Source organism: Lysobacter zhanggongensis (genome assembly GCF_046638635.1).
In the GTDB taxonomy this organism is placed as follows: domain Bacteria; phylum Pseudomonadota; class Gammaproteobacteria; order Xanthomonadales; family Xanthomonadaceae; genus Novilysobacter; species Novilysobacter luteus.
On sequence record NZ_JBJXHK010000035.1, the window covers coordinates 1 to 23,478 of the forward strand.

At 70.0% G+C, this 23,478-nt stretch carries 22 protein-coding genes and 1 tRNA gene; 16 read left to right on the top strand and 7 right to left on the bottom strand.

Annotated features, from left to right (window positions below; all coding sequences use genetic code 11):
- The 4 genes from rsmB to ACKVMH_RS07900 form a co-directional block, all read left to right on the top strand.
- On the top strand, positions 1 to 914 hold a 914-nt coding region (rsmB, locus tag ACKVMH_RS07885), incomplete at its 5' end, for a 16S rRNA (cytosine(967)-C(5))-methyltransferase RsmB (RefSeq protein ID WP_412699878.1).
- A 78-nt stretch (positions 915 to 992) separates the two neighbouring features.
- Positions 993 to 1,952, top strand: coding sequence for a glycosyltransferase (locus ACKVMH_RS07890; RefSeq protein ID WP_412699879.1), 960 nt, complete (start codon positions 993 to 995; stop codon positions 1,950 to 1,952).
- A gap of 2 nt (positions 1,953 to 1,954) precedes the next feature.
- A complete protein-coding gene (locus ACKVMH_RS07895) occupies positions 1,955 to 2,998 on the top strand; it encodes a CDP-glycerol glycerophosphotransferase family protein (RefSeq protein WP_412699896.1) in 1,044 nt (347 codons plus the stop codon).
- Positions 2,998 to 4,014, top strand: a complete 1,017-nt coding sequence (locus ACKVMH_RS07900; RefSeq protein ID WP_412699880.1) for a glycosyltransferase — start codon at positions 2,998 to 3,000, stop codon at positions 4,012 to 4,014. Before ACKVMH_RS07895 ends, ACKVMH_RS07900 begins: the two co-directional genes overlap by 1 nt.
- 13 nt (positions 4,015 to 4,027) lie before the next feature.
- On the opposite strand, the gene ACKVMH_RS07905 is transcribed toward ACKVMH_RS07900, so the two are convergent.
- The 3 genes from ACKVMH_RS07905 to ACKVMH_RS07915 all read right to left on the bottom strand — a co-directional run bounded on the left by ACKVMH_RS07905 (position 4,028) and on the right by ACKVMH_RS07915 (position 7,106).
- Positions 4,028 to 5,542 carry a PH domain-containing protein gene (locus tag ACKVMH_RS07905; RefSeq protein WP_459167104.1) on the bottom strand — a complete coding sequence of 505 codons (1,515 nt, stop codon included), beginning with the start codon at positions 5,540 to 5,542 and terminating at the stop codon, positions 4,028 to 4,030.
- Positions 5,535 to 5,981 (bottom strand): PH domain-containing protein, encoded by a 447-nt coding sequence (locus ACKVMH_RS07910; protein ID WP_412699882.1) that lies wholly within the window; start codon positions 5,979 to 5,981, stop codon positions 5,535 to 5,537. Before ACKVMH_RS07910 ends, ACKVMH_RS07905 begins: the two co-directional genes overlap by 8 nt.
- Positions 5,982 to 6,179: 198 nt before the next feature.
- Complete coding sequence (locus ACKVMH_RS07915; protein ID WP_412699883.1) at positions 6,180 to 7,106, bottom strand: lauroyl acyltransferase; 927 nt, start codon at positions 7,104 to 7,106, stop codon at positions 6,180 to 6,182.
- Positions 7,107 to 7,205: 99 nt separating this feature from the next.
- On the opposite strand from ACKVMH_RS07915, the gene dtd reads away from it, so the two are divergent.
- The 3 genes from dtd to ACKVMH_RS07930 all read left to right on the top strand — a co-directional run bounded on the left by dtd (position 7,206) and on the right by ACKVMH_RS07930 (position 9,786).
- Positions 7,206 to 7,646: a D-aminoacyl-tRNA deacylase gene (gene dtd, locus ACKVMH_RS07920; RefSeq protein WP_412699884.1), complete on the top strand. Its 441-nt coding sequence runs from the start codon at positions 7,206 to 7,208 to the stop codon at positions 7,644 to 7,646.
- Between the two features lie 102 nt (positions 7,647 to 7,748).
- Positions 7,749 to 9,632 (top strand): RNA polymerase sigma factor RpoD, encoded by a 1,884-nt coding sequence (gene rpoD, locus ACKVMH_RS07925; RefSeq protein WP_412699885.1) that lies wholly within the window; start codon positions 7,749 to 7,751, stop codon positions 9,630 to 9,632.
- Between the two features lie 78 nt (positions 9,633 to 9,710).
- Positions 9,711 to 9,786: transfer RNA gene (locus tag ACKVMH_RS07930), tRNA-Ile, on the top strand.
- Positions 9,787 to 9,832: 46 nt separating this feature from the next.
- On the opposite strand, the gene ACKVMH_RS07935 is transcribed toward ACKVMH_RS07930, so the two are convergent.
- The gene (locus tag ACKVMH_RS07935; protein WP_412699886.1) at positions 9,833 to 10,816 is read right to left on the bottom strand and encodes an RNA polymerase sigma factor; all 984 of its coding nucleotides are present in this window, start codon (positions 10,814 to 10,816) and stop codon (positions 9,833 to 9,835) included.
- A gap of 233 nt (positions 10,817 to 11,049) precedes the next feature.
- Here ACKVMH_RS07935 and ACKVMH_RS07940 point away from each other — a divergent pair, with 233 nt between their 5' ends.
- The 6 genes from ACKVMH_RS07940 (at position 11,050) to folK (ending at position 16,223) form a co-directional block, all read left to right on the top strand.
- Positions 11,050 to 11,469 (top strand): DUF2231 domain-containing protein, encoded by a 420-nt coding sequence (locus ACKVMH_RS07940; protein WP_412699897.1) that lies wholly within the window; start codon positions 11,050 to 11,052, stop codon positions 11,467 to 11,469.
- Entirely contained in the window at positions 11,466 to 12,752 is a 1,287-nt protein-coding gene (locus ACKVMH_RS07945) for a PQQ-dependent sugar dehydrogenase (RefSeq protein ID WP_412699887.1), read from the top strand. Before ACKVMH_RS07940 ends, ACKVMH_RS07945 begins: the two co-directional genes overlap by 4 nt.
- A 124-nt stretch (positions 12,753 to 12,876) precedes the next feature.
- The gene (tsaD, locus tag ACKVMH_RS07950; RefSeq protein WP_215219322.1) at positions 12,877 to 13,911 is read left to right on the top strand and encodes a tRNA (adenosine(37)-N6)-threonylcarbamoyltransferase complex transferase subunit TsaD; all 1,035 of its coding nucleotides are present in this window, start codon (positions 12,877 to 12,879) and stop codon (positions 13,909 to 13,911) included.
- Between the two features lie 8 nt (positions 13,912 to 13,919).
- Entirely contained in the window at positions 13,920 to 14,285 is a 366-nt protein-coding gene (gene folB / locus ACKVMH_RS07955; protein WP_412699888.1) for a dihydroneopterin aldolase, read from the top strand.
- Positions 14,282 to 15,592 carry a mechanosensitive ion channel family protein gene (locus tag ACKVMH_RS07960; RefSeq protein ID WP_412699889.1) on the top strand — a complete coding sequence of 437 codons (1,311 nt, stop codon included), beginning with the start codon at positions 14,282 to 14,284 and terminating at the stop codon, positions 15,590 to 15,592. Before folB ends, ACKVMH_RS07960 begins: the two co-directional genes overlap by 4 nt.
- 91 nt (positions 15,593 to 15,683) lie before the next feature.
- The gene (folK, locus tag ACKVMH_RS07965; RefSeq protein WP_459167105.1) at positions 15,684 to 16,223 is read left to right on the top strand and encodes a 2-amino-4-hydroxy-6-hydroxymethyldihydropteridine diphosphokinase; all 540 of its coding nucleotides are present in this window, start codon (positions 15,684 to 15,686) and stop codon (positions 16,221 to 16,223) included.
- Positions 16,224 to 16,240: 17 nt separating this feature from the next.
- Here the strand turns inward: folK and ACKVMH_RS07970 are convergent, their stop codons facing one another.
- Positions 16,241 to 16,975 (bottom strand): pteridine reductase, encoded by a 735-nt coding sequence (locus ACKVMH_RS07970; RefSeq protein ID WP_412699890.1) that lies wholly within the window; start codon positions 16,973 to 16,975, stop codon positions 16,241 to 16,243.
- Between the two features lie 79 nt (positions 16,976 to 17,054).
- On the opposite strand from ACKVMH_RS07970, the gene ACKVMH_RS07975 reads away from it, so the two are divergent.
- From ACKVMH_RS07975 to ACKVMH_RS07985, 3 genes are all read left to right on the top strand, one after another.
- On the top strand, positions 17,055 to 18,257 hold the full coding sequence (locus ACKVMH_RS07975; RefSeq protein ID WP_412699891.1) for a class I SAM-dependent methyltransferase: 1,203 nt from the start codon (positions 17,055 to 17,057) through the stop codon (positions 18,255 to 18,257).
- Positions 18,258 to 18,328: 71 nt separating this feature from the next.
- On the top strand, positions 18,329 to 18,682 hold the full coding sequence (locus ACKVMH_RS07980; RefSeq protein WP_412699892.1) for a VanZ family protein: 354 nt from the start codon (positions 18,329 to 18,331) through the stop codon (positions 18,680 to 18,682).
- Between the two features lie 143 nt (positions 18,683 to 18,825).
- On the top strand, positions 18,826 to 21,429 hold the full coding sequence (locus ACKVMH_RS07985; protein WP_412699893.1) for a TonB-dependent receptor plug domain-containing protein: 2,604 nt from the start codon (positions 18,826 to 18,828) through the stop codon (positions 21,427 to 21,429).
- Between the two features lie 54 nt (positions 21,430 to 21,483).
- Here the strand turns inward: ACKVMH_RS07985 and ACKVMH_RS07990 are convergent, their stop codons facing one another.
- Positions 21,484 to 22,710 (bottom strand): multifunctional CCA addition/repair protein, encoded by a 1,227-nt coding sequence (locus tag ACKVMH_RS07990; protein WP_412699894.1) that lies wholly within the window; start codon positions 22,708 to 22,710, stop codon positions 21,484 to 21,486.
- Positions 22,711 to 22,732: 22 nt separating this feature from the next.
- The coding region (locus tag ACKVMH_RS07995; RefSeq protein ID WP_412699895.1) for a lytic transglycosylase domain-containing protein at positions 22,733 to 23,478 on the bottom strand (746 nt) is incomplete at its 5' end.

The following is a 23,478-nucleotide window of genomic DNA, read 5'->3' on the forward strand; positions in this document are numbered from 1 at the left end:
CGCAGCGCGAGGGGCTTCCGGCCGGTGATCCGCGCGCGCAGTGGCCGGACTGGTTGCGTGCGCAAGTCGCCGCGGACTGGCCCGACCAGCACGACGCCATCTTCGCCGCATCCGCCGAGCCGCCACCGCTGTGGCTGCGCGTCAATGCCCGCCGAGTGTCGCGCGACGAGTACGCCGGGCGCCTGCGCGACGCCGGCATACATGCCGAGCCGGTGGAAGGCATGCCCGATACCCTGCGGCTGGACACCGCCGTTCCGGTCGCCCTGTTGCCGGGCTTCGCCGATGGCCTGGTGTCGGTGCAGGACGGTGCCGCCCAGCGGGTGGCCGATGCGCTCGCGCCAGCGCCCGGTGCGCGCGTGCTCGATGCCTGCGCCGCGCCCGGCGGGAAGGCCGCGCACCTGCTCGAACGCGCGCCCTCGCTCAGGCTGGTCGCGCTCGACATTGATCCCCGGCGGTTGCGGCAGGTCGCGGCGACGCTCGGGCGGCTGCAACTGGAGGGCGCGTCGCTGCACGCCGCCGACGGGTGTGACCTCGACGCCTGGTGGGAGGGCACGGCGTTCGACGCGATCCTGCTCGATGCACCGTGTTCGGCGACCGGCATCGTCCGCCGCCAGCCCGACATCCTGCTGCACCGCCGAGCGTCCGACCTGGAGCAACTGGTCGCGACCCAGTCCGGCCTGCTCGACAGCCTGTGGCGCACCCTGGCGCCCGGTGGCGTGCTGCTCTATGCGACCTGCTCGGTGCTGGTCGAGGAGAACGCGGCTCAGGTGGACCGCTTCCTCGCGCGCACCCCCGATGCACGCGCCGAGCCGCTGGACGACCGCTTCGGCCGCGTCAGCGGCGCCGGACGCCAGCGCTTGCCGGGCGAGGCGGGGATGGACGGGTTCTTCTACGCGCGCCTGCGCAAAGTGTGAACGCGGCCGGCCCGGCGCGTCGGTGAAGCGCGCCGGCGGCTATGCTGGCGACCGTTTTTCGTTGCGGGCAGGCGTTGCATGGCACTGGTCAGGATCCTCGGACGGGACAACGGTGCCGGGCTGAGCCGCGACATGCAGCTGGTCGCCTCGCTCGTGGAGCGGGCCGGGCACGACGTCGAGGTGGTGGGCTTTGGCAACGAGAAGGGCGTGCGCATGCTGCGCGAAGCCGGCATGTGGATCGCCCGGGGCTGGCGCGGTCGCGCCGACGTGCAGATCTCGCTGGAGCACCTGTACCCCCTGTCGCTTGGGCTCGGCCGGCGTAACCTGCTGATGCCCAACCCCGAGTGGTTCCGCGACAAGTGGCGTCCGGTGTTGCCGCGGCTGGACGGCGTGCTGTGCAAGACCCGCCACGCGGAGCGTATTTTCGGTGCACTCGGGTGTGCGACCCGGTTCGTCGGCTTCACCAGCGAGGACCGGCTCGACGCGGACGTGGTCCGCACGGACACCTTCCTGCACCTGGCCGGCCGCAGTCCGGTAAAGGGCACCGAGGCGGTGCTGGAGGCGTGGCGCCGACACCCCGAGTGGCCCACGCTGGTGGTGGTGCAGGGGCCGCGGTACGCGCGGCCGGGAGCGCCCGCCGACAACATCGACCACCGTATCGGGCGCATCGATGACGCGGAGCTGCGGCGGCTGCAGAACGCCTGCCGGTTCCACATCGCGCCGTCGGAGGCCGAGGGCTTCGGCCATTGCCTGATGGAGGCGATGAGCGTCGGCGCGGTGGTGATGACCGTCGATGGCGAACCGATGAACGAGCTGGTCGATGCCACCACTGGCGTGCTGGTGACGGCGGCGCGCACCGGCACGCTCGGCCTGGCGCGCAGCTTCCATGTGGCGCCCGCAGCGGTCGAGCAGGCGGTTGAACAGGTGCTGGCGATGGCGCCGGCCGAACGCGCCGCGCTCGGGCAGCGTGCACGCACGCGGTTCGAGGACGGCGACGCGGCTTTCCGCGCGGGCTTCGCGGCGGCGACAATGGAGTGATGATGGGAAACAACCGGTATCTGCTGTACGGGTCGGTGCGTTACGCGCTGGGCATCCTGCGCCCGCTGCAGGACGCCGCGCGCGCGCGCGGCGACGAGGTCGCGTGGTTCTTCGATGGTCGCGAGGACGAGGGTCCGAACGAGCTCACCGCCGACGAACGCCGGCTGGTGACCGTCGAGCAGGTGCGCCGGTGGAACCCCACCGCGGTGTTCACCTCGAGCAACGCGCTGCCGCACTTTTTCCCGGGCGTGAAGGTGCAGACCTTCCACGGCTTCGACGCCGGCAAGCCCAGGCACATCTACATCCGGCCGTTCTTCGACCTGTATTGCACCACCGGTCCGCAGGACACCCGCGCGTTCGAGGCGCTCGCCCGCCGGCACGGCTTCTTCCGTGTCATCGAGACCGGCTGGCCCAAGCTCGACCCGTTCATGACGCAGCTGCCCGACACGCTGCCGCCGGTGCGGCAACCGCCGGTGATCCTCTACCACTCGACGTTCTCCCCCTCGTGGAGCGCGGCGCGGACCCTGCACGACGAGGTCCGGCGGCTCTCGCGCGACGGGCGCTGGCGGTGGATCGTCACCCTGCACCCGAAGACCGACCCGGAAGTGGTGGCGATGTATCGAGCGCTGGAGAACGAACACCTGCGGTTCGCCGACGACGACAACATCCTCGACCTGTTCGGCCAGGTCGACATGATGTGCTCGGACACCTCCTCGGCGCTGAGCGAGTTCCTGCTTACCGGCAAGCCGGTGGTGACGTTCCGCAACCGTCGCCCGGGTCCGCAGCTGATCGACATCGACGATGCGGCCGACTTCGAGCCGGCGATCGAGCGCGCGCTGTCGCGGCCGCCGGAGCTGATGGCCGCGATCCGGACGTTCGCCGACGCCATCCATCCTTACCGCGACGGTCGCTCGAGCGAACGTACCCTGGAAGCGGTCGACCGCTTCATCGCCGAGGGCGGCGTGGCCTCGCTGAAGCGCCGCCCGCTCGACCCGTGGCGCAAGTTCAAGCTGCGCCGCCGCCTGCGCTACTGGGGACCCGCCTGATGCGCATCGTCCACCTGCTGCTGACCAGCCGGTTCGCCGGCAGCGAGCGGCATGCGCTCGAACTGGCCGCCGCTCAGGCCGCCAACCACGACGTCACCCTCGTGCTGCGCCGCGCGGGCACCGCAGACCGCATCGACGCGATCGCCCACCGGGTGCACCCGAAGGTGCGGGTGGAGGTGGTCGGCAACCTGGCTGCCTCGTGGCAGGCCCGCCGCTTGCTGCGGCGGCTCCGCCCGGACGTCGCCCACGCCCACCTCAGCGGTGGCTGTCGCGCGCTGCACGGGCTGGAAGGGCGCGACTGCCTGCGGGTGGCGACCCTGCACATCGCCTACAAGCCACGCCAGCACGCCAAGCTGGACGGGTTGATCGCGATCGCGCCGTGGCAGATGGCCGACATCCCGCCAGGCCTGCGCGAGCGCTCGGTGCAGATCGACAACTGGACCCTGCCGCGCACGCCGACGACCGACGCACGGGCGCGGTTGCGCGCCGAGCACGGCATTGATGACGACACGTTCCTGATAGGTGCCCTCGGGCGCGCCGAGCCGGGCAAGGGGCTGGACGTGCTGGTCGACGCGTTCGAGCGCGCACGGTTGCCGGGAGCGCGCCTGGCGATCGTCGGGCAGGGCAGCGCGTGGGATGCATTGCGCAAGCGCGCCGGCAACGACGTGCTCATGCCGGGTTTCGCCGAGCGCCCGCACGACTGGCTGGCCGCGTTCGACGGTTTCGTCAGTGCCGCGCGCCGCGAGCCGTTCGGGCTGGTGCTGCTCGAAGCGATGCAGGCCGGACTGCCGATCGTGGCCACCGCCACTGATGGCGCGCGCCACCTCGCGCCGCAACTGCAGTCACCGCTGGTGCCGGTCGACGACCCGGATGCGATGGCGCTCGCCCTGCAGCGGATGGTCGCCGGCGGACAGCGACGGATGGCGTACCCGATGGAGCAGTTCCGGATCGAATCGAAGCTCGAGCAGATCGAGGCGTTCTACCTGGCCGGGCTGGCGCACTTGCGCGGCGGCTGAGGCGCTACCGGCGTCACCAGCGCAGCGGACGCCGCGCGACCTCCCGGGACAGCCGCTCGTAGACCGCTTCAACCTCGGCGACCGGCAGGAAGCGCAACCTCAGCGGCGGTGCCATCGGCGAGGCGCCGGCCGTGTCCAGCCACAGCGTCGCCGTGCCGCATCGCCGATCAAGGGGTGAGCGCACCAGGTGCAGTGCCTGCAGCTTGTCCAGCTCGGCGAAGCGCCAGTGTCGGGTCAGCCAGCCCTCGCGCACGGCCACCAGTGCCGGACCGATCGCCCACGCGGCGCGCGCCGCATGGCGTCGGGCGACGAAGGCCGACCAGGGCAACCACGCCAGCGCCAATAGCCCCGCGTGGCCGAAGTGCCACGTCAGGACAGCGGTCGCCAGCAGCGCCAGCGGCACCGACGGCAACCACAGCCGCCACCAGCTGCGCCGGGGCAGCGGCTGCCATTTCAATTCGTCCCAGCGCGCACGTGGCAACAGGTGGTCGATCAGCGCCGTGCAGCGGTCGGGGGTGGCGATCGGGGCGACTTCACGCAGGGCCCGCTGCTGGTTCTGGTCCTCGGCGACGGCGGTATCGACATCGAGCGAGCGGCGCCGCAGCCAGCGGTGCATCAGCCCCTCCCGCAGGGTCCAGGCCTGGATGCGCCGGCGCGAGGCACTGGTTCGCCAGCGCGCGGCCAGTCCCCGCTCGACGGTCAATCGACGGCCGTGTTCGCTCAGGCGGAAGCCGTGGTACTGCAACAGCGCCAGCACCACTGAAAGCACGCGCAGCAGCACGATCGCCAGCAGTACCAGGCTGGTGCCGGCAAGCACGTACTGCGCCGGGCCGAAGCCGTGTTCCCCGGCCCAGCCGAACAATGCCTCGCCCCAGCGGTCGAACAGCTGCGGGATGAGTTCGCGATTGAACTGCGAGACGCCCGCGAAAGCGGCGCCGACCAGGATCAGGCCGCGGTTTGAGACCAGTCCGAGCCGCAGTACCTCGGCGGTGGACAGTTCCAGCAGCGGGGTCGGTGCGTCGACTTCCGCGCCGGCTACGGCGGCGCCGGCGTCCCGTCCGCGGCGACGCACCAGCGCCTCCAGCGCGAGCGCGTCGTCCAGGCGCAGCACGCGCATCTCGGCCTCGGGCTTCTTTCCACCGGCCGACTCCAGCCGGACTTCGGCGACGTCGAACAGCCGGTGCAACACCGACTGCTGCAGCGCCACGTTGTGGATCCTTGCAAACGGAATCACCCGCACGCTGCGCTCGAGCAACCCGCTGCGGACCACCAGCGCATCGTCGGCCACGCCGTAGCGGTAGGTGAAGTATTGCCACAGCGAGAACAGGGCGAGCACGCCGACGCCGATCAGCGGCCACAGCTCGTTGCGATCGCCCTGGCCGAACACCAGCAGGGCGAGCAACGGGACGATGAACTGGCGCAGTTGGGCGACCAGCACGAACAACCAGGACATCGGGTGCAGCCGTCGCTCCGGCGCGGCTCCGGCCGTGTCGGTGACCACCGGCGCTGGGGGCGACGGCTCAGTCATCTTCGGCGTCGATGGCACGGCCGAGGCGCTCGCGCAGGCGTTCGGCGTCGGCGGCATCGAGGTTGGGCACGGTGACCGAACTGTGGCGCGTGCCGGCCGTGTGCACGACCAGGGTGGACAGCTCACGCCCGCGTTGCAGTGGCCCGCGCTTGATGTCGAGGTGCTGGACCCGGTTGGCCGGTACCCGGGTTTCGCGCTGCCACAGCCGGCCACGGCGCACCGCCAGTCCCTGCTCGTCCAGTCGCCACGCGGTGTGTCGGTATTGGCTGGTTCCCAGCCAGACGCCGAATGCCGCGCCCACAAGGCCCGCCAGGCCGGCAATGCACGCCACGACCAACGTGCGCGGGAGGTCCAGCACCGTGCTGGCGATCAGGGCGACGAAGCCACCGGCCACCAGGCCGGCAATCGCCAGCGGCACGACGGCGCCGATCAGGAACAACGGCCGTGACCGCGACGGCAACGGCTGCCACGTAGCGGCAACGGATCCCGCCGTTTCATCGGCGGGTGGCATTAGGTGCATGTCGGTCCCCGGTTGCTCAATCCCATCGTCGCTCCCCCTCCGATCTCGACCCGGACCGCGCCGCGCGCGTCATCCCGACCAGCGACTGTAATCCCCGATCGCGCGATCGGCAGGGTCTCAGTAGCACCCGGGCCAGTACGGATTTTCCTCGCCGCTGCCGGGCGGACGGACGGAGAAGCGCTTGTAGGTCCACTGGTACTGCGCGGGATCGCGCCGGGCGATGCGCTCGACCGCGGCGTTGAGTGCGGCGGCGCTCGTGGCCGGGTCCGGGTCGGACACCGCCGCCGGTGCAGGCTCCACGTGCAGTGCGAACGCCGGACCGCGCCCCTCGTCGTCGATCCGCTCGCACCACGCCATCAGCACGATCGCGCCGCTGCGGGTGGCCAGTCGGCCCAGCAGCGTCATCGTCAGCGCCTGGAGACCGAAGAACGGAGCGAACTCGCCATCGCCGCGCTTGGGCTGCTGGTCGGGCAGGATGCCGACCACCCCACCCGCGGCCAGGCGCTTGAACAGCTGGCGCACCCCGGCGCCATCGGCCCGCACCTGGGTGATCCGTGCCGCGTCCTCGTCCGCGCGGGCGAGGTTGAGGAACGCCTCCCCGACCCTGGATTCGGGCGGGGCATAGAGGATTGCCAGCGGCGTGCGCGCGGCGAGCCACTGGTTGAGCAGTTCCCAGTTGCCGAAGTGCGGGGCGGCCACGATCACACCATTGCCAGCGGCTATCGCGGCGTCAAGGTGCGCGGCGCCGTGGACTTCGCGGATCATCGCCAGGTTGCCTGTGCGCGGGCCGGTCCACAGGCGCAGGGTTTCAAACACCTGCCGGGTGGTGCTGCGCATCACCGCCCGCTGCAACTCCGCGTGCTCGTCCGCCGATGCGTCCGCCCGCACCAGCTCGAGGTTGCGTGCGGTGATGCGCGCCTCTCGGCTCGACCGCCGGATCGCGGCGTCGGCCAGGGCATCGGCCAGCCGGGTGAGCCAGCGCCACGGCAGGCGTGCCACCAGCGTGGCGAACAGGAACAGCAGGCGCGCGGCAAGTCGGGTCATCGCGGCAGTGTAGCGACGCGCGCGCATCGACCGTTGGCAGCGGCCAGTGGCATCGGGCGGCGCGGCCGACTAGGCTGCCGGTCCCGCCGGGAGCCGCCGATGCTCGCATTGATCCAGCGCGTCACCGAAGCCAGCGTCCGCGTCGACGGCGAGACCGTCGGCGCCATCGGGCCCGGCCTGCTCGCGCTGGTCGGGGTCGAACCCGGCGACGGCCCCGCGCAGGTCGAACGCATGGCGCGCCGGCTGCTGGGTTACCGCGTGTTCGCCGATGCCGAGGGGCGGATGAACCTGGGGCTGTCGGCGACGGGCGGCGGCCTGCTGCTGGTCAGCCAGTTCACGCTCGCCGCCGACACCGCCAGTGGCATGCGACCGGGTTTCAGCACCGCGGCCCCACCCGCTCAGGCTGAACCGCTGTTCAACGATCTGCTGCGAACGTGCCGGCAACTGCATGCCGGCGGGGTGGAAACCGGCCGTTTCGGCGCCCATATGGTGATCAGCCTGACCAACGACGGTCCGGTGACCTTCCTGTTGCGGTCCTGACCGGCCGCGCCGGCCCCGATCCCCGTCCGCGCCAGCGGCCGCGGCGGCCGGCTGGTATAATAGAAGGTTCATTTCCCCCCAATAACGTGGTGGCGCAGCCGTATGGCCAACGAACGTCAGGCCCCCCAGTCCGACATCAAGCAGCTGATCAGCAAGGGCCTGGAGCAGGGCTACCTGACCTATGCCGAGGTCAACGATCACCTCCCCGACGACATCGTCGATCCGGAGCAGATCGAAGACATCATCAGCATGATCAACGGCATGGGCATCCAGGTGCACGAGGTTGCGCCCGATGCCGAAACCCTGCTGCTCGCCGGCGAGAGCGGCAGCGGCCGTGACGTCGACGACACCGCCGCCGAGGAGGCCGCCGCGGCCCTGACCGGCCTGGATGCCGAGGGTGGCCGCACCACCGATCCGGTGCGCATGTACATGCGCGAGATGGGCACGGTCGAGCTGCTTACCCGCGAGGGCGAGATCGCGATCGCCAAGCGCATCGAGGAGGGCCTGAACCAGGTCCAGGCCTCGCTGGCGCTGTTCCCGGGCACGATCGACCTGGTGCTGCAGGACTACGAGCTGCACAAGGCCGGCAAGAAGCGCCTGGCCGAGCTGCTGGTCGGCTTCCTGGATCAGCTCGAGGACCCGACCGTGGCCGCTTCGCCGGTGACCGTCGAGACCGAGGACAAGGCCGAGGACGCTACTGCCGAAGCCGAGACCGACGATGACAGCGACGAGGACGATGACGACACCGCCGCCGCCGACGAGGGTCCGACCGGCCCCGACCCGGCCGAGGTCGAGGTCCGCTTCGAGGCGCTGAGCGCGCTGTACGCCAAGTTCGAGAAGGCCTACGCCAAGCACGGCCCGGCCCACAAGTCGGTGGTCAAGCTTCGCGAGGACATGGCGGAGATCTTCGTCACCTTCAAGCTGCCGCTGCCGCTGACCGACATCCTCGTGCGCAACCTGCGCGACACCGTCGCCCGCATCAAGCTGCACGAGCGTCGCATCCTGGAGCTGGCCACGCGCGTCGCCAAGATGCCGCGCAAGGACTTCATCCGTTCCTGGGACGGCAACCAGACCAACGTCGAGTGGGTCGACGAGCTGCTCAAGCGCAAGCAGAAGTGGGCGTCGGGGCTGCGCGACGTCAAGGACCAGATCATCGCCGAGCAGGAGGCCACCCTGGCCTTGGAGCAGGCGATGCGCGTGTCGCTGTCGGACCTGCGCGAGATCAGCCGCACCATGGCCTATGGCGAGGCCAGGGCCCGCAAGGCCAAGCGCGAGATGGTCGAGGCCAACCTGCGCCTGGTGATCTCGATCGCCAAGAAGTACACCAACCGTGGCCTGCAGTTCCTCGACCTCATCCAGGAGGGCAACATCGGCCTGATGAAGGCGGTCGACAAGTTCGAACACCGCCGCGGCTTCAAGTTCTCGACCTACGCCACCTGGTGGATCCGCCAGGCGATCACCCGCTCGATCGCCGACCAGGCGCGCACCATCCGCATCCCGGTGCACATGATCGAGACGATCAACAAGCTCAACCGCATCTCCCGCCAGATGCTCCAGCAGTACGGCCGCGAGGCCACGCCGGAAGAGCTGGCGAAAGAGATGGACATGCCCGAGGACAAGATCCGCAAGGTCATGAAGATCGCCAAGGAGCCGATCTCCATGGAGACGCCGATCGGTGACGACGAGGACAGCCACCTGGGCGACTTCATCGAGGACACCAATGTGATGTCCCCGGTCGACGCCACCACCGACATCAACCTGATGGAGACGGTGCGCGACGTGCTCGCCGGGCTGACGCCGCGCGAGGCCAAGGTGCTGCGCATGCGCTTCGGCATCGACATGAACACCGACCACACTCTCGAGGAAGTCGGCAAGCAGTTCGACGTCACCCGCGAGCGCATCCGCCAGATAGAGGCCAAGGCGCTGCGCAAGCTGCGCCACCCGAGCCGCTCGGAGCAGCTCAGGAGCTTCCTCGACATCGATTGATCCGACGTAGCGAAGCAACGCACGAAGCCCCGCACAACGCGGGGCTTCGTCGTTTCGGGGCTACAATTCCCGCCCCGCGGGCCTATAGCTCAATGGTTAGAGCAGAGGACTCATAATCCTTTGGTTCCAGGTTCGAGTCCTGGTGGGCCCACCAGTCGCGGAAGCGGCGGCGTGTTTTGCGACGCAGCGATTGCTGGATTTCATCGCCTCCGATGTCGGCGATGGATGCGTGCGCGGGCCGCGCCCAGCGCGATGATCACCAGCGCGTAGACCGCTGACACCGCCAGCAGCCGGGCCTGCGACCAGTCGCCGTGCCTCGACCAGAACAGGATGCCGACAAAGCTCGCCATCACCGCGGCGTAGACCAGCCCGTGGCGTAGCAGGGCATGGCGTTCGGCGCGGCTGCGGGCCCGCCGCATCGCGAGGCGGACGTCGATGAGCACCGCGCCGAGGACCAATGCCAGGGCCGCCAGCACGCTGGCGATCGCACCCAGGGCCCACTTGGCGCCCGCGGCCGATGCGGTGGTGGCCGCCGCGGCCTCGCGTGGCCCCAGGGAACCCACCACCAGTGCGGCGAAGGCAACGCCGGGGGCGCTGTGCCGGGCCACTTCGCCGACCTGCGCGAGCACCTCGGACTGCAATGCATCGCGGGCGCGCTGCAGCCGTTTGCGTACCGCGGCGTCGCTGAGGCCAAGCAAGGCGGCCACGTGGCGGCTGCTCTGGCCCTCGCGGTAATACAGCAGCAGCACTTCGCGGCTGTCGTCGGGTATGGCGTCCAGCGCGCGCGCCAGCTGTCCGGAACGTTGCCTGTCGTGCAGCCAGGCGTCGGGTTCGGGCCCGCGTCCGGCCGCACCCTCGATGCGTGGGTCGTCCATGTCGAGCGCGACTTCCAGGTGGCGGCGCCTGCGCACCTGGTCGATCGCCCCGTTGCGCGTCACCTGGCGCAACCACGGCAGCAAGCTCTCGGGCGTCTGCAGTGCACTGATCCGCTGCCACGCCTTCGCGTACGTGTCCTGGGCGATGTCTTCGCTCAGTTGCACGTCGCGGGTCACCGCCAGCGCAACGGCGGTGACGGTCCTTTGCGTCGCCAGCACCAGCCGCGCAAAGGCGTTGCGGTCGCCCCGCCGGGCAGCCAGGAAGTCGTCATGTCCGACCGGGTCCATCGCGGGAGCTGCGTCGTTCATCGTCGGCCTTGTGTCAGGGGTTGTTGCCTTCAGGAACGAACGGGCGGGGCGGATGTGACAGGTTCGGCTGGTGGGCGAACCGCGTCGCCTCACGGCGACATGACACCACGGGCGGGAAGCTGCCGGGTGATGCCCGGGCGGCGATGTCCCATTCGCCGCGCGCGCCCTGCCCACCCGCACCCAGGAGGACCGCCGTGGCCGTCGCTGCCGATCCACATCCCCACGCGCATCACGTGCGCGACTATCCGTCACCGCGGGCCCCGCTCGCGATCCACCCGCTGCACGCGGTCGTGCTGGCCGGGACGCTGCCGTTGCTGCTTGGCGCCCTGCTGACCGACCTCGCGTACCGCGCGAGTCACCAGATCCAGTGGAGCAACTTCGCCTCGTGGCTGATTGTCGGCGCGATGGTCCTCGTCGGCGTGGCCCTGGTATTCGCGCTTGTCGACCTGTTCCGGGCCGGCAAGGGCCGCGGCGTGCCGTACTTCGTACTGCTGGTCGTAACGTTCGCGCTCGGCGTGGTCAACGCGCTGGTCCACGGCCAGGACGCGTGGGCGATCATGCCCGAGGCGGTGGTGCTGTCGGCGGTGGTCTTCCTGCTGGCCTGCGTGGCGACCTGGCTCGGTTTCTCCGGATATCGTCGGGGTGCGCCATGAACCGCCGTGTCGCGTGCACCGCGATCGCCGCCGTAGTGCTGCTGGCTGGATGCGGTGGCAATCCCCCGCCACCGGAGTATGGCGCCAGCCCGACACTGCCCGAGCCGCAACGTGGCCTGCTGCCGAGCATGGTCATCGCCGACCCGGGCGAATGGGGCGACCGCAGGCCGGTCGTGCCCGACGGCTACCGCATCGACGCGATCGCGACCGGATTGCTGATCCCGCGGCAGACGCTGGTGCTGCCCAACGGCGACATCCTGGTGGCCGAGGGCCGTGGCGGCAACGCACCCAAGCTCAAGCCCAAGGACGTGGTCGCCGGGCCGATCAAGTCGGCTGGCACCACGTCGGTCGAGAGCGGCAACCGCCTGACCCTGCTGCGCGACGCGGACGGCGACGGCACCTATGAACTGCAGACGGTGTTCGCCGAGAACCTCGACGCGCCCTACGGGCTCGCGCTTGTGGACGGGTCGCTGTATGTCGCCAACCAGGGTGCGCTGGTCCGTTTCGACTACACCGAGGGCCAGACCCGTGCCAGCGCGGAACCGGTCGAAGTCACCAAGCTGCCGTCGGAAATCAACCACCACTGGACCAAGGCGATGACGGCCAGCCCCGACGGGCGGTTCCTCTATGTCGGCATCGGGTCCAACAGCAACATCACCGAGCGTGGCATGACCGCCGAGGTCGACCGCGCGATGGTGTGGCGGATCGATCCGCAGACCGGCATGCACAGTCCCTACGCAACCGGGCTGCGCAACCCGACCGCGCTGGCGATCCAGCCGGGCACCGACCAGCTCTGGGCGGTGGTGAACGAGCGCGACGAGCTCGGCCCCAACCTCGTCCCCGACTACCTGACGTCGGTCCGCGAGGGCGGCTTCTACGGCTGGCCGTACAGCTACTGGGGCGGCAACGTCGACCCGCGGGTAATGCCCCAGGACCCGGAGAAGGTCGCCGCGGCGATCGTGCCGGATTACGCGCTCGGCTCGCACGTGGCGGCGCTCGGGCTGGACTTCTCGACGCCCGCGATGGGCGCGGCGTTCGCCGAAGGGGCCTTCGTCGGCGAGCACGGAAGCTGGAACCGCAGCGAGCCGGTCGGTTACAAGGTCGTGTTCGTGCCGTTCCGCAACGGCCGCCCCGCCGGTGACCCGGTCGATTTCGTCACCGGGGTCCGGGTCGACGGCAAAACCTCCGGCCGCCCGGTCGGCGTGACGGTGGATCCGCGCGGCGCCCTGATCGTCGCCGACGACCGGTCCCACACCATCTGCCGGGTGCCGACCAGCCGTTGACCCGCGGCAGGCGAGCCACGGTCGTGCCGGGCCCCGATACCCCGGCGCGGGCTATCCTTGCGGGCCCGGCACGCCACCGGCGTGCCCACTCGCAATCGCGCCTGCGCGACCCCAGATCGGCTGCATGAAAGTCCTCGGTATCGAAACCAGTTGCGACGAGACCGGCGTGGCCGTGTACGACACGGAAGCCGGCCTGCGCGCGCACGCGCTCTACAGCCAGATCGCCCTGCATGCCGAGTACGGGGGCGTGGTGCCGGAGCTCGCCAGCCGCGACCACGTGCGAAAACTGCTGCCGCTGATCCGCCAGACGCTGGCCGAGTCCGGCATGGCGGTCGATGACATCGACGGGGTGGCGTATACCGCCGGCCCGGGGCTGGTGGGCGCGTTGCTGGTCGGGGCCGGGGTCGCGCGTGCGCTGGCCTGGGCGCTCGACGTGCCGGCGGTCGCGGTCCACCACATGGAAGGCCATCTGCTGGCGCCGCTGATGGAGGACGACCAGAGCGATCCGCTGCGCGGCCGGCCGGAGCCGCCGTTCGTCGCACTGCTCGTCTCCGGTGGCCATACCCAGCTGGTCGCGGTGGACGCGATCGGCCGCTATCGCTTGCTCGGCGAGACGCTCGACGATGCCGCCGGCGAGGCTTTCGACAAGACTGCCAAGCTGATGGGCCTGCCGTACCCGGGTGGACCGCAGCTGGCGGCGCTTGCCGGCCAGGGGCGCGCGGGTGCGTTCAGGTTCCCGCGGCCGATGACCAACCGGCCCGGCCTCGACTTCAGTTTCAGCGGGCTCAAGACCCAGGTGCTGCTGGCCTGGCGCGACAGCGACAAGACCGACCAGACCCGCGCCGACATCGCCCGCGCGTTCGAAGAGGCCGTGGTCGACACGCTGGCGATCAAGTGCGAGCGCGCGCTGGACGCGGCCGGCTGCGACACCCTGGTGGTGGCCGGCGGCGTCGGCGCCAACACGCGGTTGCGCGAGCGGCTCACCGCGATGACCGCCGCGCGCGGTGGCCGTACGTGCTTCCCGCGGCCGGCCTTCTGCACCGACAACGGCGCCATGATCGCCTTCGCCGGCGCGCTGCGGCTGCAGGCCGGCCAGCGCGAGGACGCCTCGGTGCGCGTCACCCCGCGCTGGGACATGGCCACGCTGCCCGCCGTCTGAGGAGACGCATGGACAAGGTATTCATCGAAGGCCTCGAGATCGAGGCGCTGATCGGCATCTACGACTGGGAGCGGCGCATCCGCCAGGCGCTGGTGTTCGATATCGAGATGTCGTTCGACAACCGCATCCCCGCCGCCAGCGACGCAATCGAGGACACCCTCAACTACAAGGCGGTCAGCAAGCGGGTGATCGAGTTCGTGTCCGGGTCCGGCTTCGGGCTGGTCGAGACGTTGGCGGAGAAAGTCGCGGCGATCATCCTCGACGAATTCGCGGTGTCGCACGTGCGGCTCAAGCTCAGCAAGCCGGGCGCGGTGCGCGGTGCGCGCGCGGTCGGGGTGATCATCGAGCGTTCGGCCGCTACCCTAGCCCGATGATTGATCCCGCCAGCATCGAACTGCTCGCCCCGGTTTCCGGATTCCCCTATGCCCGCCCCGTGCTGGGGCTGCTCGCGCTGCTGCTGGTCGCCTGGCTCGCCAACTGGGTGACGCGGCGGATCCTGCTGCAGGTGGTGGGGCGCGTCGCGGCGGCCTCGCCGATGCACTGGGACGACGCGCTGATGCGCCGCAAGGTGCTGGCCAAGCTGTCGCAGGTGGTGCCGGCGATCATCATCGCTTCCGGGATCCCGCTGGTGCCCGAACTGCACCCCGGCGTGGTCACCGTCGTGCGCAACGTGGCGCTGGCGTGGATCGCGCTGACCGTCGCACTCGCGCTGAGCCGCCTGCTCGACGCGGCCAACGACCTCTACGTCGACCACAGCCCGCGGGCGCACGAGCGGCCGATCAAGGGCTACCTGCAGGTCACCAAGATCGTGCTGTTCGTGTTGGCCGCCGTGATCGTGATCGCGACGCTGATCGAGCGCTCTCCGTTGCTGCTTTTGTCGGGCTTCGGTGCGATGAGCGCGGTGCTGCTGCTCGTGTTCAAGGACTCGATCCTGTCGCTGGTGGCGAGCGTGCAGCTGGCCGGCAACGACATGCTGCGGGTGGGCGACTGGATCGAGATGCCGTCCCAGAACGCCGATGGTGACGTCATCGACATGGCGCTCAACACGGTCAAGGTCCAGAACTGGGACAAGACCATCACGACGGTCCCGACCTACAAGCTGATCAGCGAGAGCTTCAAGAACTGGCGCGGCATGCAGGAGTCGGGCGGTCGCCGGATCAAGCGCTCGCTCCTGATCGACCAGAGCTCGATCCGCTTCCTCGAAACCGCCGAGCGCGACCGGCTGTGCCGGATCGCGCTGATCGACGACTACCTCGAGCAGAAGCGCGGCGAACTGGAGGAGTACAACCAGGCGCTGCTGGCCGGTGGCAAGGATCCGGTCAACACCCGCCGGGTCACCAACATCGGTACCTTCCGCGCCTACGTCGAGCAGTACCTGCGCGCGCATCCGGGCATCAACCAGGACATGACGCTGATGGTCCGGCAGCTCGCACCGGGCGCCACCGGGCTGCCGCTGGAGCTGTACTGCTTCACGGCGACGGTGTCGTGGGAGCCGTACGAGAACACCCAGTCGGACATTTTCGACCACCTGATCGCGATGCTTCCCGAGTTTGGCCTGCGGCTGTACCAGGCGCCGGGCGGGGCAGACGTGGCCGGCGCGCTGGAGCGACTCGGGCGGGACGTGCCCGGGGGGGCGGCAGCGGGCGACAATGCCGCGAGCGCCGCGCCATCCGGCCCCTGACCGAAAGCCCACGCCATGAGCCGTGCCTACCTCAGCCTCGGCAGCAACCTTGACCCGGCCCGCCACCTGCGCGGCGCGATCGACGCGCTCCATCGGCGCTTCGGTACCGTCGTCCTGTCGCCGGTGTACCGCACCCGCGCGGTGGGGTTCGACNCGTGCCTACCTCAGCCTCGGCAGCAACCTTGACCCGGCCCGCCACCTGCGCGGCGCGATCGACGCGCTCCATCGGCGCTTCGGTACCGTCGTCCTGTCGCCGGTGTACCGCACCCGCGCGGTGGGGTTCGACGGCAGCGACTTCCTGAACGCGGCCGCCGTGATCGAGACCGACCTCGCCCCGCAGGCCCTCAACGACTGGCTGCACGCCCTCGAGGACGAGCACGGCCGCGACCGCAGCGGTCCGCGCTTCGGCGACCGCACGCTCGACATCGACGTGGTGCTGTTCGACGACCTCGTGCTCGGCGGGCCCGGCAACCTGCGCATTCCGCGACCCGAGCTCAAGCACGCTTTCGTATTGCGGCCACTGGCCGACATCGCGCCGGACGTGATCGTGCCGGGCGACGGCCGCACGCTGGCGGCGCTGTGGGATGCGCACGCCGAGCGCGATGCCGGGTTGGAGATCGTCCGGATCTGAACCGCGCCGGGATCCACTCAGCCGGCGAGCATCCGCCCGCCGTCCAGGTGCAACACCTGGCCGGTGCTGTAGCCCGCGTCCTGCACCAGCCAACGCACCGCCTCGGCGACCTCTTCGGGGGTGCCCGTGCGGCCGAGTGGGGTACGCGCCAGCATCGACGCGCGGTCCTCCGCGTCACCGTTTTCCTCCGGCCAGAGGATCGCGCCTGGCGAGACCGCGTTGACGCGAACCTCAGGGCCGAGCTCCAGCGCCAGTGAGCGCGTCATCATCAACAGCGCGGCCTTCGCCATGCAGTAGACCGTGTGCTCGCGCAACGGGCGCTCGGCGTAGACGTCGACGAGGTTGACGATCGCGCCCTGCGAAGCGACCAGGTGTGGGGCGGCGGCCTGTGCGAGGAAGAACGGCGCACGCGCGTTGCTGGCCATCAATGAATCCCACTGCGCCGGCGTGGTGGTGCCCACCGGGGTCGGCTCGAAGGTGGAAGCGTTGTTGACGAGCGCGTCGAGCCGACCGAAGCGGCCGACCACCCGGGCGACCAGCTCAGGCAGCCGGTCGAACGCGGCCAGGTCGGCTTGCAGCGGCAGCGTACTGCCGGGACGCCGTGCCTCCAGTTCGGCCGCCAGCGCGTCGCGTTCGCGGACGGACGTTCGGCAGTGCAGGGCGACGTCGTAGCCGGCGGCATGCAGCGCGCGCGCGATCGCCGCGCCGATGCGGCGTGCACTGCCGGTGACCAGGGCAACCCGGGTGTCCAATGGCGTTCCTCCAGTGTGGGTTCGCGCGATGCTGCCGCGCGTGCCGTTATCCTGCTTGACTGCCCCAGCGGATGCCACCGTGACCGACTTCAAGTTGCCAGTCCCCGATGCCGACGCCGCCGCCCACAGCGCGCGGCTGGCGACGCTGATCCGGGAGCAGATCGAGGCGGGCGGTGGCGTGGTCCCGTTCTCGCGATTCATGGAGCTGGCGCTGTATGCGCCGGGGCTGGGCTACTACAGCGCGGGAGCGAGCAAGTTCGGTGAAGCGGGCGATTTCGTCACCGCGCCGGAGCTGGGGCCGGTGTTCGCGGCCTGCATCGCCGAGTCGCTGGCCCCGGTACTGCAGCAGATCGGCCCGCAGGCGCGCCTGCTCGAGCTGGGCGGTGGCACCGGCGCGTTCGCCGAGGTCGCGCTCAAGCGCCTGCTCGAGCTGGACGCGTTGCCCGACCGCTACGCGATCCTCGAACCCAGCGCCGAGTTGCGCCAGCGCCAGCGTGATCGCCTGCAGCAGCGGCTGATCCCGCCGGTGTTCGAGCTGGTGGAGTGGCTCGATGCGCCGTTTGCCGACGACTGGGAGGGCGTGCTGTTCGCCAACGAGGTCATCGATGCGCTGCCGACCCCGCGCTTCGCGATCGAGGGCGGCGGTGGCGGCGAGGCCGGCGAGGTGTACGAGGAGCATGTCGCACTCGAGGACGACGCGCTGGTGCGCGTGCTGCGCCCGGCCGATGCGTTCCTGACCAATGCGGTGCGGCACATCGAGCGCCGCCTCGAGCGTCGCTTCCCGTCCGGCTACCGCAGCGAGGTGCTGCCGCAGTTGCCGTACTGGATCCAGGCCGTCGCTGGCGGCTTGCAACGTGGCGCGATGCTGTTCGTCGATTACGGCCATCCGCGCGCGGAGTACTACGAACCCGGACGCGACGACGGCACTTTGCGTGCCTACTACCGCCATCGCATGCATGCCGATCCGTTGCTGTGGCCGGGCCTGCAGGACATCACCGCGTCGGTGGACTTCACCGCGCTGGCCGAGGCCGGCGTCGCGGCGGGCTTCGACTTCGCCGGTTACTGCAACCAGGCCAGTTTCCTCTTGGGCAACGGCCTGGCCGGCGTGCTGCAACGGATCGAGGCGATCGATGATGCCGTCGAGCGCCAGCGCCGCACCAACGAGGTCAAGCGGCTGACCCTGCCGTCGGAGATGGGCGAGCGCTTCCAGGTGATGGGCTTCGAGAAGGACGTCGAGTTCGGTGCCGCGTTCCTGGCAGGCGACCTGAGCTTCCGACTGTGAGCGGGGCCGGGCCGGCGGGGCGCACGCTGCGCGCGTTCCGGCACCCGGTTCTGTGGGTCGCGGGGTGGGTGATGTTGTTCGCGCTGGTCGCCGTCGGCTCGCTGTGGAGCGCCGATGACCTGCCGAGCCCTTCAATCAGCGGCTTCGACAAGCTGCAGCATTTCGTCGGTTACGCGGTGCTTTCGGCCTGGGCGGTGATGCTGTTCGCCCGGATCCGGGCGCAGGCGCTGGCGGCGCTGCTTGTGATCGCCTTCGGCATCGCTATCGAGGTCGCGCAGGGCCTGATGACGGTCGACCGCAGCGCGGAAAGCGCCGACGCGGTGGCCAACGCATTGGGTGCACTTGCAGGACTGTTGCTGTCACCCACGCCGCTGGCTGGCGCGCTGCAACGGTTGGATGCGCGCTTGGGCCGCAGGCGCGGCTAGAGGCGGACCCCAACCGCCATTCCGTGAAGAACGTCACGATTTAGCGGGCGCGTGTCGCCGCGCGAGTGCTTGCGCGTGGCCGGCGGATGCTGGAGTCTGCGCGACGACAGGGGATGTCCATGACACACGGAAAGGAAACCGATATGCGCTCCATCGCACGTCACCGCCTTGCTGTGGCGGTCGCCGCCATGCTCGCGGCCAGCACCACGACCTCCACCGCATTCGCCCAGTCCCTCGACGACGTCGCGGCGCAACCAGCGCCGACCACCGACGAGGAGCCCACGGTTCTCGACACGGTGTCGGTCCTGGGTTCGCGCACCAAGCCGCGCACCGAGGCCAGTTCGGCGGTGCCGATCGACATCCTCGATGGCGAGGAGTTCCACCGGCAGCCATCGGTCGACGTGCTCGACAAGATGCGTACGCTGGTGCCGTCGTTCAACGTCAGCACCATCCCGATCGACGACGCCGCGACGCTGGTGCGCCCGGCGAACCTGCGCGGGCTGCCGCCGGACAACACCCTGGTGCTGGTCAACGGCAAGCGCCGCCACCGCGCGGCGGTCATCACCTTCCTCGGCCACGGCCTGTCCGATGGCTCGCAGGGGCCGGACATATCGGTGTTCCCATCGATGGCGCTGGAGCAGGTGGAAGTCCTGCGTGACGGCGCCGCCGCGCAGTACGGCTCGGACGCGATCGCCGGCGTGGTCAACTTCAGCCTCAGGCAGCGCGACCAGGGCGGCGCAGTCGAGGCGTTCGCCGGCGAGTACTACGAGGGCGATGGCTTCACCGAGCAGTATTCGGCGCAGGTCGGGTTGCCGCTGACCGCACGCGGCTTCGCCACCCTGACCGCCGAGTGGCGCAGCGCCGATGCGACCTCGCGCAGCGTGCAGCGCGACGATGCCGCGGCGGTCGCCGCCGCCGGTTACCCGGGGGTCGCCGACCCGGTGCAGGTGTGGGGTTCGCCGCAGACCCACGAGGACATGAAGTTCGTCGCCAACTTCGGCATCTCCGGCGACAGCGTGGATTTCTACGGCTTTGGCAACTACGCAAAGCGCGACGTCGAGGGCAGTTTCTACTACCGCAACCCGACCGACCGCGCCGGCGTGTTCTCCAATGACGGCGGCCAGACCCTGCTGGTCGGCGACCTCGATACCGGCAACGGCGTCGGCTGCCCCACCATCGCCCTGCGCGACGCCGACGGGAACCTGCTGCCGTATGCCGGCGTCGCCGCCGCGGTTGCCGCGCTGCCGGGCGAGTGCTTCACCCATCTGTCGCAGTTCACCGGCGGCTTCACCCCGCGCTTTGGCGGCCGCATGGAGGACCAGTCGCTGGTACTCGGCTTGAAGGGCATGTGGGGCGAGGGCTGGTACTGGGACATCAGCGGCAGCCGCGGCCGCAACGAAGTCGAGTTCTACATGCTCGACACGGTCAACGCCTCGCTCGGGCCCGACCAGCCGGCCGACAACGAGTTCGCGCCGGGGGCCAACGTGCAGACCGAGACCAACTTCAACTTCGACCTCGTGCGCGACCTCGACGTCGGTTTCGGCACCGGCGTGCTGAGCCTGGCGATGGGCGCGGAATGGCGCGAGGAGGAGTTCGAGGTCATCGCCGGCGACCCATCGTCGTACGCGATCGGCCCACTGGTCGAACAGGGTATCTCGCTCGGCTCCAATGGCTTCAACGGCTTCAACCCACGCGTCGCCGGCAGCCACAGCCGCGACAACTGGGCGCTCTACATCGACGCCGAAAGCCAGCTCACCGAGCAGCTGCTGCTGGCCGCCGCGGTGCGCCACGAGGACTTCAGCGACTTTGGCGGCACCACCAACTGGAAGCTCACCGGCCGCTACGACGTCAGCGACGCGTTCGCGCTGCGCGGTGCGGTCAGTACCGGCTTCCGTGCGCCGACGCCGGGCCAGGCCAACGCCGAGCAGGTCATCACGGAGTTCGCGGACGGCCACCTGCTCGACAGCGCCACGCTGGCCCCGACCAACCCGATCGCGGCGTTCTACGGCGCCGAGCCGCTGCAGCCCGAGGAGTCGAGCAATGCGTCACTCGGAGTGGTCTGGAACAGCGGTGGCTGGCTCACCACGCTCGACGCCTACCGCATCGACACCGAAGACCGCATCGCCCTCAGTGCCGGCTTCGAAGTCACCGACGCGGACCGCGCGGCGCTGGTCGCCGGCGGCAACCCGGAGGCGGCATCGATCAGCCAGGTGAAGTTCTTCGTCAACGACTTCGACACCACGACCACCGGCGTCGACCTCGTCTCCAGCTACACCAGCCAGCATTTCGGCGGCGACACCACCTACTCGCTGGCGGCCAACTGGAACCGCACCGAGGTCGACGACTTCACCCCGGGCATCATCTCCGAGGCGCGGGTCAAGAAGATCGAGGAATCACTGCCGCGGACCAAGGGATACCTGGGCATCGAACACCAGCGCCAGGTGTTCCACGCCAGCCTGCGGTTGCATTACTACGGGTCGTTCTACGAGGACCACCTCGACAGCGACGTGGTGCTGGCGGCGGACGGCGGGCTGCCGATCCATGGCGACAGCGCGGTGACGGTCGATGCCGACATCGGCTGGAAGTTCGCCTCGGGCCTCTACTTCAGCCTCGGTGCGCAGAACCTGTTCGACGAGATGCCCGACGAGAACCCGTGGAGCGGCGTTGCCGGCGCGCGCTACCCGGTGCACACGCCGTACGGCTTCAACGGCGGCTTCTACTACGCGCGCGTCGGCTACGAGTTCTGAGCCACGCCCTGCGCGGGGGTGCCGGGTACCCGCACGGGTGCCCGGCGATCCGGTCTAGGGCTTCTTGCCGGTCGCCGCCGCTACTGCGCGGATGCGCGCGGCACGCATTGCCTCACCGATCGCCGGGCCTTCCAGGCCTTCCGGCAGGTCCGACGCCCGCACCGCGCGGGCTGCCGCGTGTGCCCGGCGCAACAGCTCCGCCGACGGGTAAGGCGCGTCCTGCAGACCCGCACGTCCGCGTTTGTCGGCCTCGCAGACCGTCGCGATCTGCGCGATCCGTTCCGGCCGGCGGAAACCGTCGCAACGCTCGATCAGCTTCACCGCGGTCGATGCGCGCAACTCGTCGAAACGGTGCACGTTGAGATGTTCGCGGCAGCAGGCGATCGCCAGCTCGCGGTGCGCGACCGGCACCTTCAGGCGTTCGCACACCCTGCGCACCGGCGCCACGCCCGCCTGCTCATGGCCGATGTGCTTGGGCAGCACGTCCTCCGGTGTCAGGGCCTTGCCCAGGTCATGCACCAATGCGGCAAATCCGATCAGGTCGTCGCCCGGTGCCAACCTGGCGGCCATGTCGCAAACCAGTTCCACGTGCACCCCGGTGTCTACTTCCGGGTGGTACTCCGCTCGCTGGGGCACGCCGTATAGCGCATCGACTTCGGGCAGCACCACCGCCAGCGCGCCGCAATCGTGCAGCGTGCGCAGGAAGGCCGACGGGCGTTCGCTCGCAAGCGCACGACGCAGTTCCTGCCAGACCCGCTCCGGCACCAGCTCGGCCAGTTCGCCCGAGTCGACCATCGTGCGCATCAGCGCCATGGTCTCGTCGGCGACCTGGAACCCGAGCGACCCGAACCGCGCCATGAAGCGCGCCGCGCGCAGCACCCGCAATGGATCCTCGACGAAGGCATCGCCGACGTGCCGCAATACGCGCGCCTCGATATCCGCGGCTCCGCCGAACGGGTCGACCAGCTGCCCGTCGACGTCCTGTGCGATCGCATTGATGGTGAAGTCGCGGCGCCCGAGGTCCTCCTCCAGGGTCACCGTCGGGTCGGCGTCGACGACGAACCCGCGATAGCCGCGACCTGATTTGCGCTCGGTCCGCGCCAGCGCATGTTCCTCGCCGGTGGCGGGATGCAGGAACACCGGGAAGTCCCGCCCGACCGGCTTGAACCCGGCCGCTTCCATCGATGCCTGGGTTTCGCCGACGACCACCCAGTCGCGGTCGCCGGGTTCGAGCCCAAGCAACCGGTCACGCACCGCACCGCCGACAAGGTAGGTCTTCATGCCGCCCATGATGCCGGCGAAGTCAGCCGGCCGGGCAGGCGAATTGTTTGCGCGGCCCTTCGACGCGTCCTTCCATCCGGTCGGTCAGCCGCAGTGCGTCGCCTTCGAGCCGCCAGTCGTAGATGACGCTGAAGGCCAACACCCGTGCGACGTAGTCGCGGGTTTCGGCATAGGTGATCGTCTCGATCCAGAAATCGGCGTCCATGCCCGACCGGTCGTCCTGCCAGCGGCGCAGCGGGGTCGGCCCGGCGTTGTAGCCCGCAATCGCGAAGTATGGCTTGCCGCCGTACTCGTCCAGCATCTGCCGCAGGTAGGCGGTGCCGAGCACGATGTTGGTGTCGGCGTCGTACAGGCTCTCGCCACCGCCCCAAGGCTGGCCGATGCGCCGGGCCACCGCCGCGCCGGTCGACGGCAGCACCTGCATCAGGCCGCGTGCGTCCGCGCCCGAGCGCGCCTGCGGATTGAAGATGCTCTCGGCACGGATCTCTGCCGCCACCCAGGCCGGGTCGATCCGGTTGCGGCGGGCCTCGCGCCGGATGGTGTCGTCGTGGTGAAGCGGGAAGCGCAGCGCGTAGTAGTTGCGCTCGTCGGACTCCAGTCCGAAGACGCCGCGGTCGAACCAGCCGTTGGCCTGCGCGACTTCCACCGCGATGCGCCGCTGGCGGTCGTCGAAACGCTCCAGTGCGTCCTTCCACTCCGCCACCGCCCAGCCGTGGCGGCCGAGCCGGGCCAGGCGAACGGCGCGCTGCAGCGCCGCGTCGCTGGCCA